The 12,834-nt window shown below is 72.5% G+C and carries 11 protein-coding genes and 1 pseudogene; 4 read left to right on the top strand and 8 right to left on the bottom strand.

From position 1 onward, the window contains the following. The first annotated feature begins 297 nt into the window (after window positions 1-297). Together ABD350_RS05010 and ABD350_RS05005 are read left to right on the top strand one after the other, a co-directional pair. Window positions 298-1,293 carry an AraC-like ligand-binding domain-containing protein gene (locus tag ABD350_RS05010; protein ID WP_344346503.1) on the top strand — a complete coding sequence of 332 codons (996 nt, stop codon included), beginning with the start codon at window positions 298-300 and terminating at the stop codon, window positions 1,291-1,293. A 153-nt stretch (window positions 1,294-1,446) separates the two neighbouring features. Further along, window positions 1,447-2,343, top strand: coding sequence for an alpha/beta fold hydrolase (locus ABD350_RS05005; RefSeq protein WP_344346502.1), 897 nt, complete (start codon window positions 1,447-1,449; stop codon window positions 2,341-2,343). Between the two features lie 35 nt (window positions 2,344-2,378). Here ABD350_RS05005 and ABD350_RS05000 read toward each other — a convergent pair whose 3' ends face one another. The 4 genes from ABD350_RS05000 to ABD350_RS04985 all read right to left on the bottom strand — a co-directional run bounded on the left by ABD350_RS05000 (window position 2,379) and on the right by ABD350_RS04985 (window position 7,729). Continuing rightward, window positions 2,379-2,915 (bottom strand): GNAT family N-acetyltransferase, encoded by a 537-nt coding sequence (locus ABD350_RS05000; RefSeq protein ID WP_344346501.1) that lies wholly within the window; start codon window positions 2,913-2,915, stop codon window positions 2,379-2,381. Window positions 2,916-3,310: 395 nt separating this feature from the next. Further along, complete coding sequence (locus ABD350_RS04995; protein ID WP_344346500.1) at window positions 3,311-5,011, bottom strand: carbohydrate-binding module family 20 domain-containing protein; 1,701 nt, start codon at window positions 5,009-5,011, stop codon at window positions 3,311-3,313. Between the two features lie 358 nt (window positions 5,012-5,369). Continuing rightward, window positions 5,370-6,689: a cytochrome P450 gene (locus ABD350_RS04990; RefSeq protein WP_344346499.1), complete on the bottom strand. Its 1,320-nt coding sequence runs from the start codon at window positions 6,687-6,689 to the stop codon at window positions 5,370-5,372. Window positions 6,690-6,964: 275 nt separating this feature from the next. Further along, window positions 6,965-7,729 carry a formylglycine-generating enzyme family protein gene (locus ABD350_RS04985; protein WP_344346498.1) on the bottom strand — a complete coding sequence of 255 codons (765 nt, stop codon included), beginning with the start codon at window positions 7,727-7,729 and terminating at the stop codon, window positions 6,965-6,967. 275 nt (window positions 7,730-8,004) lie between these two features. On the opposite strand from ABD350_RS04985, the gene ABD350_RS04980 reads away from it, so the two are divergent. Beyond that, window positions 8,005-8,523, top strand: a complete 519-nt coding sequence (locus ABD350_RS04980) for an AAA family ATPase (RefSeq protein WP_344346497.1) — start codon at window positions 8,005-8,007, stop codon at window positions 8,521-8,523. A gap of 176 nt (window positions 8,524-8,699) precedes the next feature. On the opposite strand, the gene ABD350_RS04975 is transcribed toward ABD350_RS04980, so the two are convergent. Next, window positions 8,700-9,317, bottom strand: a complete 618-nt coding sequence (locus ABD350_RS04975) for a sigma-70 family RNA polymerase sigma factor (protein WP_344346496.1) — start codon at window positions 9,315-9,317, stop codon at window positions 8,700-8,702. Window positions 9,318-9,583: 266 nt separating this feature from the next. Continuing rightward, complete coding sequence (locus ABD350_RS04970) at window positions 9,584-10,336, bottom strand: hypothetical protein (protein WP_344346495.1); 753 nt, start codon at window positions 10,334-10,336, stop codon at window positions 9,584-9,586. Between the two features lie 194 nt (window positions 10,337-10,530). Between ABD350_RS04970 and ABD350_RS04965 the strand changes: the two genes are divergently transcribed. Next, on the top strand, window positions 10,531-11,262 hold the full coding sequence (locus ABD350_RS04965) for a DJ-1/PfpI family protein (RefSeq protein WP_344346494.1): 732 nt from the start codon (window positions 10,531-10,533) through the stop codon (window positions 11,260-11,262). A gap of 154 nt (window positions 11,263-11,416) precedes the next feature. Here the strand turns inward: ABD350_RS04965 and ABD350_RS04960 are convergent. Both ABD350_RS04960 and ABD350_RS04955 read right to left on the bottom strand, forming a co-directional pair. After that, window positions 11,417-11,694: pseudogene (locus ABD350_RS04960) on the bottom strand (alpha/beta hydrolase); the annotation flags it as partial. Between the two features lie 108 nt (window positions 11,695-11,802). Beyond that, window positions 11,803-12,711 carry a TIGR04222 domain-containing membrane protein gene (locus ABD350_RS04955; protein WP_344346493.1) on the bottom strand — a complete coding sequence of 303 codons (909 nt, stop codon included), beginning with the start codon at window positions 12,709-12,711 and terminating at the stop codon, window positions 11,803-11,805. Window positions 12,712-12,834 lie beyond the last annotated feature (123 nt).

The following is a 12,834-nucleotide window of genomic DNA, read 5'->3' as shown; positions in this document are numbered from 1 at the left end:
ACGGGCGCCCGCCCCGGTCCGCACACGGCGACGCGCGCTCCGACGGACGCCCGCCGCCCCGGCCCGGCCCCGCCCCCCTCTCCCGTCGGCCGCGCTTCGCGCGCGCACCGGCACACCCTGACGGACACAGATGTCCCCGTCTTCCGCCGGACAGGTCATATGCGCCCCGCGAAACAGGTCACATGACCTAACCCCTTCCCGATGCCCCCGACCAGGCTGAAGAGGTCACGCATCCGTCCCGCCGGGACCGGAGGACAGGAAGGGGCCACCGTGCAGGACGAGGTAGGAACAGCACCGATGCCGGAGGCGGACCGGGCCCGGGAGTGGGAGCGTGCGGTCCGGCGGCGGCTGGCACCCGTGAAGGTGACCCTGCCCTCGGGAACGGCCGGCTTCCGGGGCACGCTCGGCTCGGTCGACGCGGGCCGGCTGCGGCTGCTGTCGATGCGGGCGGCACCGCTGCGGCTGAGCCTCGACGACCGGCCCGTACCGGCCGCCGAGGACGGCGGCCTGGCCCTGCTCGTGCAGCAGGACGGCACCGGCGCCATCCGGCAGGACGGCCGCGAGGACGTCGTACGCCCCGGCCAACTGGCCCTGCTCGATCTGGACCGCCCCTTCGCACTGGACCAGCACACACCGTTCCACCTGTACGCCCTGCGGCTACCCGGACGCTCACTCGGGCCGTCCGCGCCGCGCGTCCCGCACCTCACCGGCCGCGCCATCCCCGCGTCCGCGGGCGTGGCGGCACTGCTGCGTCCGCTCGCCACCGAACTCGCCTCCGGCGCCACGGCCTTCGACGACCACGTCAAGGAGCGTCTCGCCGGCCACTTCGCGGACCTCGTCGCCACGCTCGTCGACGAGCAGGCGGCCGAACACGGCGACAGGGCACCGGACACGCCCCGCGCCGTGCTGCTGGCATCGATCCGCGCCCACATCGAGACGCACCTGCGTGACCCCGCCCTGTCACCCGCGCGTGTCGCCGAGGCGCACGGCATCTCGCTGCGCTACCTGTACGTGCTGTTCGAGGCCGAGGACACCACGCTGCACCGGCTCATCCAGCGGCGGCGGATCGAGGAGTGCGCACGCGAACTGCTGCGCCGCGCCCGGGTCAGCCGTACGATCTCGGCGGTGGCCCGAGGCTGGGGTTTCCGGAACGCCGCGCACTTCAGCCGCGCCTTCAAGGCCGTCTACGGCTGCTCACCCAGCGAATGGCGGGACACCGGTGTGCACAACGGCCCCTCCCCCACGCCGCCGCCCGGCGAGGGACCGAGGGATCTTTCCCAGCTTGTTCCATAGCCGATCTCCGGGTCGCGGGAGCGACGTGACCGGACGGTGTGCGCCGACGCCCGGGCGTGGGCAACCGCTCGCCGGCTGTCCGCGCGCTGACGGCCGTGTGCGCGGGGCGCTTCGGGGCAGGGGAGCCTTGTCGGTTCCGGCTCGGGAGGTTTCGTGTTCGACGGGTTCGAGGTGACGCGTCGCGAGGGAGACGGCGTCCGGTTGCGGGTGCGGCACGGCGGCAGGGGGCCCGCGGTACTGCTGTTGCACGGGCACCCGCGTACGCACGCCACCTGGCACCGGGTAGCCCCGTTGCTGGTCGCGGCGGGTCACACGGTGGTCTGCCCCTATCTGCGCGGCTACGGCGAGTCCGACAAGCCGCCGACCGATGTGCGGCACAGTCCGTATTCCAAGCGTGCCATGGCCGGCGACTGTCTGGCGGTCATGCGCGGTCTCGGGCACGACCGGTTCGCCGTCGTCGGACACGACCGGGGTGCGTATGTGGCCACGCGTCTCGCCCTGGACCACCCGGAAGCCGTGTCCGCGGTCAGCGTGTTGGACGCCGTTCCCATCGGGGAGGCGCTACGGCGCTGTGACGCGGGCTTCGCCGCCCGCTGGTGGCACTGGTTCTGCCTCGGGCAGACCGACAAGCCCGCCGAACGCGTCATCAACGCCGACCCGGACGCCTGGTACAAGGCCACCGCCGAGCAGATGGGCGCCGAGGCGTACGACGACTACCGCCGTGCGATCCACGACCCGGCCACCGTGCACGCCATGTGCGAGGACTACCGTGCCGGTCTCGGCATCGACCGGCGGCACGACGACACCGACCGGCGGAACGGCCGGCGCATCGGCTGCCCCGTGCAGGTGCTGTGGGCCGTCCACGACGACATGACCGATCTCTACGGCGACGTGCTGGAGGTCTGGCGTGACTGGGTGGCCGGCCGGCTGGTCGGCGCCCCGATCGACTCCGGGCACCACATGGCCGAAGAGGCTCCCGAGGCACTCGTCTCCGCCCTGCTCGGTTTCTGGAGGAGCGGCGAGGGGAGCGGGCGGGGCGGGGCCGGCTGAGCAACTCCTCCGGCGGCGCTGCTTGCCTCGGGTGGCTAGCTCCCGCCGTCTCCCGTTTCCCGGACGGCGGCGCTCAGCGGGGCCACCACCTGCCAGCCCACGGCCTCGTACAGGCTCCGGCCTTTCGCGGTCGCGCCCAGCACGGCCGCCCGCGCGCCCTGGCGGGTCGCGGCCTCGGCGAGCGTTCCCATCACCACGCGCCCGAGCCCGCGGCGCCAATGAGCCGGGTGCGTCTCCACCTGGTCGACCACGGCGGTCGGGCCGGTGACCGCGATCTGCCCGCGGGCGGCGAAGGCGCCGTCGGGGGCGCGTACCGCCACTCGGGTGACGCCGGCCCGGTCCCAGCGGCGCAGCCGGTAGCCGTCGGGGAGACCGGGCGGGGCCTCCACGGCGCTCAGCCGGGCGGCCATGAGGGCGGCGTGGCCGTCCATGAGGACCCAGCCCGGCGGCAGCCACTCCTTCAGGGTCGGCGCCGGCACGAACGCCTTCAGGGGTATGCCGGAGGCGGTGGTGTTCTCGGCCAGCTTGCGGACGGTCGCCTCGTCGGCGGCGGTGACGACATGCCGGGCCATCTCAGTGGGCCGGCCAACCTCCACGGTGAACCCCCAGGGCCGGGGCGTGGGTTGGGCCGCGCCACGCGAGACGGCCCACCCTTCTACCCACGCGCGTACCGCGTCATCGGTGGTCTTGAAAGGCACGGCAGCTCCCCAGGTCGGTAATAGGTGTAACTCTATACGAGTCATTACACCATGGAGGCTGGCGCGGGGACGAGAGGCCGGGGCTCCGTCGGCTCGGGCGACGGGATGGCGTGCCCTTGGTCGTGAGCGGTAGAGCGTTCACCGTTCCGGCACGGGCCGTCGCCGTCGGCGCGGGACCGCCCGGCGCCGGTGGTACGGGCCGGGCGGTCGTCGGCGGTGAGCGCCGTGGGGAGGCGGTGGTCGGCGTTCGCCCGCGAGGCCGGCGTTCGTCAGCCGCGCCAGGTGTCGTTCAGCGTGACCACTCCGCCGGGCGGCACGGTGGCCGTCCGGTTGGCGCCGCTCTCCCAGGTGACGTTGCCGCCGGCGTCCTTGCGGAGGTACTTGTACTCGAACGCGGTGCCCGCGGGCAGGGACAGGCGGAGCTTCCAGACGGGGTAGCTCGCCGGGTCCAGCTTGAGGGCGCCCGCGGTGTTCCAGTTGCCGAGGGCGGAGTTGCCGCCGACGACGTAGATGTCCTGGCCCCACTGGGTGGTGGCGTGGACGTTGAACGAGGCTCCGGTGGCGGGATCGGGGTCGGGATCGACGGTGGTGTCACAGTTCTTCGCGCCGACGTGCAGGGCGAGTGCGGAGTCGGCGCCCAGGGTGGCCGTGAACCGGCCGGCGGAGTCGACGGTCACCGGCTTGCCGCTCTGCACGTCGCAGTAACTCCCGGCGGGCAGCGAGGTCTGGAAGGTGCGGCTGAGGGGGGAGTTCTCGTGGTTGATGACGACGTACGCCTTGTCACCGCGGCCGAAGGCGATCTGGTTGCCGCCGTTGTCCCACCAGTTCGTCACGGCGGTACCGGCGGCCGTGTTGCGGAACTTCACCATGCCGGCTATCTCGCGCCAGGCGTGCTGGCACTTCCAGCCGTTGGTGTAGCAGGCGCTCACCTGGCCGTTGCCGGGTCCGCCGGCGTCCTTGTCGCTGAACTCGTAGCCGGAGTGCACGTCGGGTGAGCCGTAGGGCCAGGCCAGCATGAAGACGTGGGCGAGCGTGTATGTCGCGCCGTCCTTGTAGGTGAGGCTGCCTCCGTTGCGCTCGGTGTCGTGGTTGGTGACGAAGACGGACGCCTTGCCGCCGGTGACATAACCCCAGGCCTCGCCGAAGTTCTTCAGTTCGGCGAGCTTTTCGTTGGTGAAGACCCGCTTGAGGTCATAGGCGTAGCGGAACTCCTGGACGTCGCCCGTGTTGTAGAACTCGGGCGGCTGGACCGCCTCGCCGGAGGCCCCGATGGTCTCCTGCTTCCAGTACACGCCGGGGTGGGACAGGCGGGACTTGATGTTGGCGAGGTCGTCTTCGGGGATGTGCTTGGCGCCGTCGATCCGGAAGCCGTCGACGCCGAGGGAGAGCAGGTCGTTCAGGTATCCCGCGAGGGTCTTGCGGACGTACTCCTCGCCGGTGTCCAGGTCGGGCAGGCCGCCCATCTCGCAGTGCTGGACGTTCCAGCGGTCGCCGTAGTTGGTGATGTTCGCGGTGCAGTCGTCCATGTCGGCGGGGGAGTACGTGCCGGGGTAGGCGTACTTGCTGAAGGACGACCCGGCGGTCCCGGTGCCGGAGGCGTTCGCCATGTGGTTGATCACGGTGTCGACGACCACCTTGACGCCTGCCGCGTGGCAGGTGTCCACCATGTTCTTGAAGTCCGAGCGGTTGCCCAGCTTCGTGCCGATCTTGTAGCCGACGGGCTGGTACGCCGTCCACCAGGCGGGGCCCTGGATGTGTTCGTTGGGTGGGGAGACCTGGACGTAGCCGTACCCGTCGGGGCCCAGCCGGTCCGTGCAGGCCTTGGCCACGGACGTGAAGTTCCATTCGAACATCACCGCGGTGACGTCCTTGCCGCCGGGCGCGCTCGCCTGCGCCGGCGTCGGTGCCGTGACGGCCACAGCGGCTCCCGCCAGGGCGGCGAGTGCAGCGGCCACGGTCTTTCGAGCCATGGTTGCTCCAGTGGGGAAGTGGGGTGTACCGGAGTCAGCCTTGGTTGACAACGCGCCATGCCAGGTCAGGCCGTTCACTGGTTCTTGCAGCAAGAAATTGCGGTCGAGACCGTACGGCGCCGCTTACCGCAGGTCAAGCCTTTGCGCAGAACCGGCGGTTGAGCAGGCAATAGTTGAAGACGCTGCGCGCAAAGTCTTTCGCAACGGTTTTCAGAGTGTTACCTTCAACCAACTCCGGCCCCCGGCCGCGGGGTGCGCACCCGGTGTGCCCCCGACGCGCCCGGCCGTGCGGGCCGGAGACAGCCGGACGTACCGGCCGGTGCAGTCACGACTGCGGCTCGCGTGGGCCGTACGGGGGTCAGGGCCGTGGGTGCGCCGTCATCCGGATGCCGTCCCGCGCCCACAGCACGAAGCGTTCCGTCGGCGTCACCTCGTGCCCCGGTGCGGGGCTGAAGCGCAGGCGTTTGAGGAGGACGGCCAGGATCAGCTGGGCCTCGATCGTGGCCAGGGCGGCGCCCTCGCAGCTGCGGGGGCCGATCCCGAAGGGGATGTACGCGAGGCGGTGCCGTTCGGCGACAGCCCGCGGCGTGAAACGTTCGGGGTCGAAGCGGTGCGGATCGGGCCAGTGGTCGGGGTTCAGGTGTACCGCCCAGAAGGGGTAGAACACGGTCGTCCCGGCGGGGATCTCGTACGGGCCCAGGAGCAGGTCCTCGGTCGTCTCGCGCGCGCCGTACGGGCCGGGCGGGAACAGGCGCATCGACTCCTTGAGCACCCTGTCCAGACAGGGGAGCCGCCGCAGGTCGCCGTAGTCGGGCGCGGCACGGTCGCCGAGGACCTGGTCCAGTTCGGCGGCGACGCGGGCGGCCACGTCGGGGTGGCGGCCCAGCAGGTGCAGTGTCCAGGAGACGGCGACGCCCGTGGTGTGGTGGGCGGCGAGGAGTGTCACCATCACGGTGTCCCGGATGCGCGCCGGACTCTGCCGGGCCTTGACGAGCGCCCCGATCAGGTCGCTGCGATCGGTACCACGGCCGTCCGGCCGGTGCGCCGCCACCACGCGGTCGACCGTGGCCCGCAGACAGGCGAGCGCCGCTTCGGCCCGCCGCGCCGAGCCGGGGTCGGTCCGCGGTACCTGGTAGAGCCGCCCCAGATGCTCGGTGAGTACCTCTTCGAACGCGGTGACGACACGGTCCGCGTCCGTGCCGGCGTCCGCGCCGCCGAGCGCGAACTCGCAGATCATTCGGAGCGAGAGAGCGGTCAACTCCTTCTGCAGCTCGACGGGTTCGCCACCCGCCTGTGCGGCCCAGCGGTCCGCGAGTTCCCGTGCCAGGTCGGTGAAGCGGGCGAAGTGCCGCTCGTGGGCCGGGCGTCCGGCGAGCACGGACAGCAACAGGCGACGCCAGGGCGTGTGCTCGTCGGCGGGGAGTACTTGCAGGTTGCCCGCCTCGCACAGCGGGTCCAGGAAGGTGAACAGTTTCTCGGGCCGCTTGTCGATGTGTGCCGTGGCCTCCAGGAGCACGGGGTCGGCGACCGACACGGCCTCGCCCGCTCCCGGCAGCTGGAAGCGTACGACGGGTCCGTAGGTGTCGTGCAGGTGTAAGGGGTAGCGGTGCAGACCGCCGGCGGCCGCGACGGCACGCACTCCGCCGTCCTCCTGGTGGTCGGGCCCGGGAATACGCATGGTCGTGCCTCCTGTCCGGGGGTGCCCGAAGTCTGGTCCAGATGGGCCCCGGTGTCACGTCTCCGCCGGTTCGCCCACCGGCACGTGACCAGGCCACGGCGGCCGGCCGTGGACGTTCGTCCGCGGCCGGCCCGCGGCGTACGCCGTGCGGATCCCGAGGAGTTCGCCGCCGGGCGGTCTCCGCGCAGGAGCACCGGCTCTCGGTCGCCTCGGGCGAGCGCGGGGTGCGCTCTCGACGGGTGCGCCCCGGGTCGGCGTGCACCCGGCAGCCGGTGTCACGTGGCCGGGGCCGCCAGGCGGAAGCCCACGCCGATCGCTGCGAGGTCCTGCTCGTAGGCGCCGTGCCGGCGGGCGCAGCGGGCCAGGTCGCGGTCGTGGCGGAAGGCGCCGCCCCGGGTGACGTGCGGGTCGAAGGCCCAGTCTTCGGTGTGCGGCACGTCGGCGGGTGCGCCGGGGTAGGGGGCGTAGAGGGTGGAGGTCCATTCGTCGGCGTTGCCCGCCATGTCCAGCACTCCGAAGGGACTGGCGCCGTCGGGGAACGAGCCGACCGGCGTCGTGGTGCCGATGCCGAGGTCCACCAGGTTGGCCAGGCCGGTGCGGTATTCGTCACCCCATGGGAACTCCCGGTCGTCGTCGCCCCGTGCGGCGCGCTCCCACTCGTCCTCCGTGGGCAGTCGCACCCCGGGGTCGCCGAGCCGTTCCCCGAGCCAGCGGCAGTAGGCTGTCGCCGCCTCCCAGGTGACGCCGATGACCGGGTGGTCCGTCGGCGCGTCTACGGCGGGCAGGCCGGTGGCCGCCGCGAAGGGGGCCCACTGGCCGACCGTGACGGGGGTGCGGGCGATCCGGAACGCCGGGACGTGGATCGCGGTGCGTGGCGCTTCCTTCAGGTACCACTCCACCGGCACCCCGGTGTCCGCGTAGCGGCGAGCCACTGCCGCCACCTCGTCGGCGGGCGTACCCCGCCGCAGCATCCCGGCCGGGACCTCGACCCAGTCCACCGGTTCCACCTGCTGCACCTGATCCCCCTGCGCCACCTGCATGGCTCCTCCTCGGCTCGACGGGCGGGCAGACTTCATGTTCTCCCCCTGCCACCGGGCGTGCATCGGCCGTCGGGCCCGTGGCCACAGCGACCTCGGAACGAGGACTCAGGTCCCAGGACCGCTGCCCTCACTCACCGAGCACCACGACCCCGGGGGCCGCTGCCCGGTCTCCTCTTCGTCGAACTCCGGGGGGAGCACGCGGATTTGGGCGCCACCGCGCTTGTGTGCGCGCCGATGCCTGTTCCCGCGGCCCTCAGGCGATAGCGTCGCGTCTCGTGATCGTATGGCTCAACGGTACTCATGGCGCGGGCAAGACCACGACCAGTGCGCTCGTGCAGCGACTGCTCCCGGATTCGCGGGTGTTCGATGCCGAGAAGGTCGGCGAGACACTCATGGACATCACGCCAGGGCTGCCCGCGACGGACAACTTCCAGCACTGGCCGCCGTGGCGGCCGCTCGTGGTCGAGACCGCCCGCCGCGTCCTCGACTACACCGGCGGCACCTTGGTGGTGCCCATGACCGTCTTGGTCGAGCAGTACTGGCGCGAGATCAGCTCGGGCCTTGCCGGGCATGCCATTCCGGTCCGGCACTTCGTTCTCCACGCGGACCAGGCCACCCTCCGCGCGCGCATCGCGGGCGATACGGTTCTCGGCCCCGACTCCCCCTTCCGGCTGCGCTACCTGGAGCCCTACGCCGAAGCGGCCCGCACGTGGCTGCACGCCGAAGCCGAGGTCATCGACACCACACACCTCACGCCCGCCCAGGCCGCCGCTCGGATCGCGGAGGCCGTCTGAGGTCCACCGCCGGGGGGCGGCCGGATGCAGCGGCGCGTCAAGGCAGGTGACGCGGACAGCGGCTTGCTCGCGTCCATCCGCGCGATAGCCGGTCCGCCCGTGAAGGGGCGGACCGGGTTGCCGCCGCCCGGTGCGGACCGTGGACCGCGGGCCGGGCGGCGGCGGTGGGTGGGTGGTCAGGCGGCGGTGGGTGCCGGCGCACCGCGCTCGGCATCCCGCAGCCGCTCGATCAGTGAGGTGCGGGCGCGCGCCACCCGTGAACGCACCGTGCCCACCGGGCAGCCGCTCACCCCGGCCGCTTCGGCGTAGGGAAGTCCGAGCAGTTGCGTGAGGACGAATGCCTCGCGGCGGTCGTCGGGGAGCGTGTCCAGCAGGTCGGCGAGGGCGATGCCGTCGTCGAAGCCGGGCAGACCGCGTGGCTGGGCACGCTCGGCGGCCGACTGCCAGTCGCCGGTGCCGGACAGGCGGGGGCGGGTGGAGCTGTGGCGGATGCTGTCGACCAGCACGCGGCGGGCGATGGACAGCAGCCAGGTGCGGGCCGAGGAACGGCCTTCGAAGCGGTGCAGGCTGCCCAGGGCCCGTAGGAACGTGTCCTGGGTGAGGTCGTCGGCGGTGTGGGGGTCGGCTCCGAGGAACGTCACGTAGCGGTGGACGTCTCGGTGCAGGGCGCGGACGAACAGGTCGACGGCCTCGGGGTCGCCACCACGGGCGGCGAGTACCCAGGCCGTGATCGCATCGTCTTTCGGCCCTCGTTCCGAGGCTTCGCGTGGGGTGGTCGGGGCAGGAGTGAGCACCTTGCGGTCTCTCCTTCTCGGGGATCCGGGCACACCGGTTCCGCGGGCGGGCGCGCACAGGGAGGCGCGCGCGGCACGGCGGTACCGGTGAAAGGGGTGAACGGCCGGGCGCGAGAGCGCGCGGCCGATCCCGAGGCGAGGAGGCCAGGAAGCGAGGAAGCGAGGAAGCAAGGAAGCGACGGCTCGTCGTCTCCGTATACACCTCTGCGTATACGTCGTCTTCGTACGCGGCCTCTCCGTAGGGGGCCTCGGGAATCCGGCTGTCGTCAGGCGACAGCTGACCCCGTGGGTGGGCCCCGGGAGGTGACCGCACGAGTGAGAAGGAGCCGCCGCAGCGTGCCGTCCGAACGGTCCGGGCGGGCGCGGACGCGTGGCCGGTAGGGCGGCACGGGCAGCCGGAGGATCAGGCGCAGCGGAGCGAGGAGCCACGCGGCCAGGGCCCGCAGGATACGGAACGCGGCGCGCTCGCCGTGAGCCAGCCACAGGCCGCACAGCAGCGCGGCCAGCAGGTGGGCGGTGAGCATACCGGTCGAGGACATGCCGGACATGTCGTGACCGGGAGGGTGCGGGGCCCCCATGTGGTCCATCGGCCCCATGTGGCCCATCGGCCCCATGGAGTGCGTGCCGCCCCTCGCGTGCTCCATGGAGGCCATGGACGCCGGCATGACACCGTGCCGCGGTCCGGGACCCGGCGGTGAACCGCGCAGCAGGCAGCCCAGCCACCGCCGGCCGAGTGACCCGGCGCCGGGGGCCCGGGGCTGTACGAATGCCTGGGCGAGCGCGAACGACGCGTGGAGTACGGTCTGGGCGGCGACCACGAGGGAGCCGACGGCGGCCGGCCCGCGCTCCCGGCCGGCCAGCAGCCAGGCCGTACCGCCGGTCATCGCCGTTCCCGCGGCCATGGCCCACCAGGGCACCCCGGTGCCCGACATCATGACGTGGCCCAGGGAGGCGAGCAGCACGCAGACGGCCGCGAACACGGCGGCTCTGAGCGTGCGGGAACACCACCCAGCCCTCATGGCGCCTCATCCTCGCAGTCCGGACCTCACGCGTCACGCGAGGGTCCCCCCTCCCCCACCTCCCGCATGGTGATCGTCACATCGCGCCGCGCGGGAACTCACCCGCCGCCCCGAACGACCACTCCCCCGCGGGCAGTTCACAGACCGCATGCCGTTTCCGGAAGGCCATTACGGCTCACACAGGAGGCACACCGATGGAACGCAGAGAGTTTCTTCGCCGGACGACAGCCGCGGGCGCGGCGACTCTGGGGGCCGCGACCCTGACGGCCACGGCCTCAGGCACCCGGGCGGCGGCCGCCGCGACGCGGCGGACGGGGCCGCTGCGGGTCGACATCGTCGTGTTCGACGGAGTCGAGGAGCTGGACTGTATCGCTCCTTACGAGGTGTTCTCCGCCGCCGCCATGCACAGCCCGAAGGGTGTCGAGGTCCGGTACGTCACCACCGGACGCCCCGGACTGATCCGCTGCGGGTACGGTACGGGCATCCAGGTCAAGCACCGCTGGGCGCCGCGGGAGACGGACCTGATCGTGGTGCCGGGCGGTGGCTACACACACCGCGACGGTCCGGGCGTCTGGGCCGAGATCGACAAGGGCACCCTCCCACGGGCACTCGCCGAAGCCCCCCGCGAGGGGCTGACGATCAGTTCGCTGTGCACGGGGGCGGTACTGCTGTCCGCGGCCGGGCTGACCCAAGGGCGGCCCTGCACCACGCACCACGGCGCGAAGGCGTACCTGGCAGAACACGGTGGTCTCGTCAAGAACGCCCGTGTGGTCGACGACGGTGACCTCGTCACCGCCGCAGGCATCACCTCGGGACTGGAACTGGGCCTGTGGCTGGTCAGGCGCGAACTCGGATCGGACGCCGCGACCGGTGTCGAGACGATGCTGGAGTACGAGGCACGCGGTACGGTCTGGCAGGCTCCCTGACCTTCGGCAGCCCCCGGCTCCCGTTCTCCGGTGGGACATCCGGCGCCTGTGAGCCGGTACCGGTGCAGCGGGGCCCCTCGGGCGGTGGAACCGTGCGGAGGCCCCGCGAGGAGCGCTTGCGCGGTGCGCTCGCGGGGCCGGCGTGCGGGGTCTTCAGCGGGATCGTGATCTGCCGGGCCTCCTCGCGCTGGGCGCGGGGCACATATCCCCCGGCGAAGAAACCGGCGGCCGCGATGCGCGGCTCGACCAGCGGACCGATCAAGGCCTCCAAGATCTCCTCGACCGTCTCGCCGGCCGCATCGCCCGCCGGAGGTCGGCCCGAGCCTGCTCGGCGGCGGCGGAACGTGGACGGTCACCGCACCCGGCGGCGTCGATGGTGGCCACCGCGTAACCGCGCGCCGCGGTGTACCGGGCGCGGACCACCAGTCGGGGTCCCCCAGCCCTCTTCGCTGTGCCACTCCAGCACGCGGCCGGAGAACACCTCGGTGGGCGCGGTATCGGACATGTGCCGTTCTCCCTTGCGAATCGCGGTCCGGCCTCTCATGCTTCCGCACCTCCGCATCCGCCGCCGTCACCTCCCCCACACGCGCCGGCATACCCGCAGGAACCCCAGTCCCCGTACGCGCCGAACCCGATGGCGGAGGCGCCGCCGTGGGCCGGGTCACCCGCCCTCCAGGTCTCCGGTGTGACCAGTGCCCCGAATTCCGGCTCCCGCGCGGCGGACAGCCCGCCGAGGGCCACCGCGCCCTCAGGGGTGACGGCAAGGGCGGCCAGGGCACCTGCCCGCCGCCACGGGGCCGGACGCTCGCCTTCGCCGCTCAGGATGCCGACCGTCGACTGGACGCCGTACGGCGCCCAGGCCTGGACCGGCTTGACGAGCACGGCCGTGACGGCCGCGCCGGCCGACAGGACCACACCGGCCCACCACCGACCGGGAGTACCGGCGGTGAGTTCCCACACCGTCGGCGCGGGCGTGACGGCCGCCGACCACCACAGCAGACGCCGCGCACGGTACTGCGCGCGCCGCAGGGCGGGCTCGATCAGCAGGCCCTGTGCCCGCAGGCGGTCGCCGACGGACCGTACCGCGCGGCTCATGGCGGTCCGGGCGACCAGTTTGCCCACCCGCTCGCTGCGGGGGATACCCGCCGCCTCGACGAGCGCCTTCTCGACAGCGGCCGCCGGGCCGGTCGCGCACGCGCCGTCGGGGACGGTGACCGTGCCGTCCTCCGTCACGGTCAGACGGCCCTGCCGCACCATCCGGAACAGCACCGTCACCGCCGTCCGGCGCGGCCCGCCCGCCAGGAAGGCCAGCTCCTCCACGGACAGGTCCTCACGGACCGTGACCTCCGTCCTCAGCAGCACCGCGATCCGCACAGCGACGACGAGCCGATATCCGATCGCGCCCGCCGTCAGGACCAGTGCCGCGAGATACATCCCCTCGTACAGCATCGCCGTTCCCCCGTAGCCCCCGTCTACTCACTCAAGAGGGTTGTCCCCACGACGGCAGATCGACAAGCCGGAACCGATTCGCCTGCTGCGGCGGCCCCTCGCGCCCGAGTCCGTTGTCGGCAG

Origin of the sequence: Streptomyces nogalater, from assembly GCF_039532885.1 — a bacterium.
GTDB lineage: Bacteria > Actinomycetota > Actinomycetes > Streptomycetales > Streptomycetaceae > Streptomyces > Streptomyces nogalater.
The sequence above is the reverse complement of the archived record's forward strand: the minus strand, read 5'-3'. Positions and strand labels throughout refer to the sequence as shown.

What these genes read in the sequence shown, in the direction of transcription:
- ABD350_RS05000 (WP_344346501.1), bottom strand. Translation starts at nt 2,915, where the DNA reads ATGGCCCGGCATGTCGTCACCGCCGCCGACGAGGCGACCGTCCGCAAG.
- ABD350_RS04970 (WP_344346495.1), bottom strand. Translation starts at nt 10,336, where the DNA reads ATGAGGGCTGGGTGGTGTTCCCGCACGCTCAGAGCCGCCGTGTTCGCG.
- ABD350_RS04995 (WP_344346500.1), bottom strand. Translation starts at nt 5,011, where the DNA reads ATGGCTCGAAAGACCGTGGCCGCTGCACTCGCCGCCCTGGCGGGAGCC.
- ABD350_RS04955 (WP_344346493.1), bottom strand. Translation starts at nt 12,711, where the DNA reads ATGCTGTACGAGGGGATGTATCTCGCGGCACTGGTCCTGACGGCGGGC.
- ABD350_RS04985 (WP_344346498.1), bottom strand. Translation starts at nt 7,729, where the DNA reads ATGCAGGTGGCGCAGGGGGATCAGGTGCAGCAGGTGGAACCGGTGGAC.
- ABD350_RS04990 (WP_344346499.1), bottom strand. Translation starts at nt 6,689, where the DNA reads ATGCGTATTCCCGGGCCCGACCACCAGGAGGACGGCGGAGTGCGTGCC.
- ABD350_RS05010 (WP_344346503.1), top strand. Translation starts at nt 298, where the DNA reads ATGCCGGAGGCGGACCGGGCCCGGGAGTGGGAGCGTGCGGTCCGGCGG.
- ABD350_RS04965 (WP_344346494.1), top strand. Translation starts at nt 10,531, where the DNA reads ATGGAACGCAGAGAGTTTCTTCGCCGGACGACAGCCGCGGGCGCGGCG.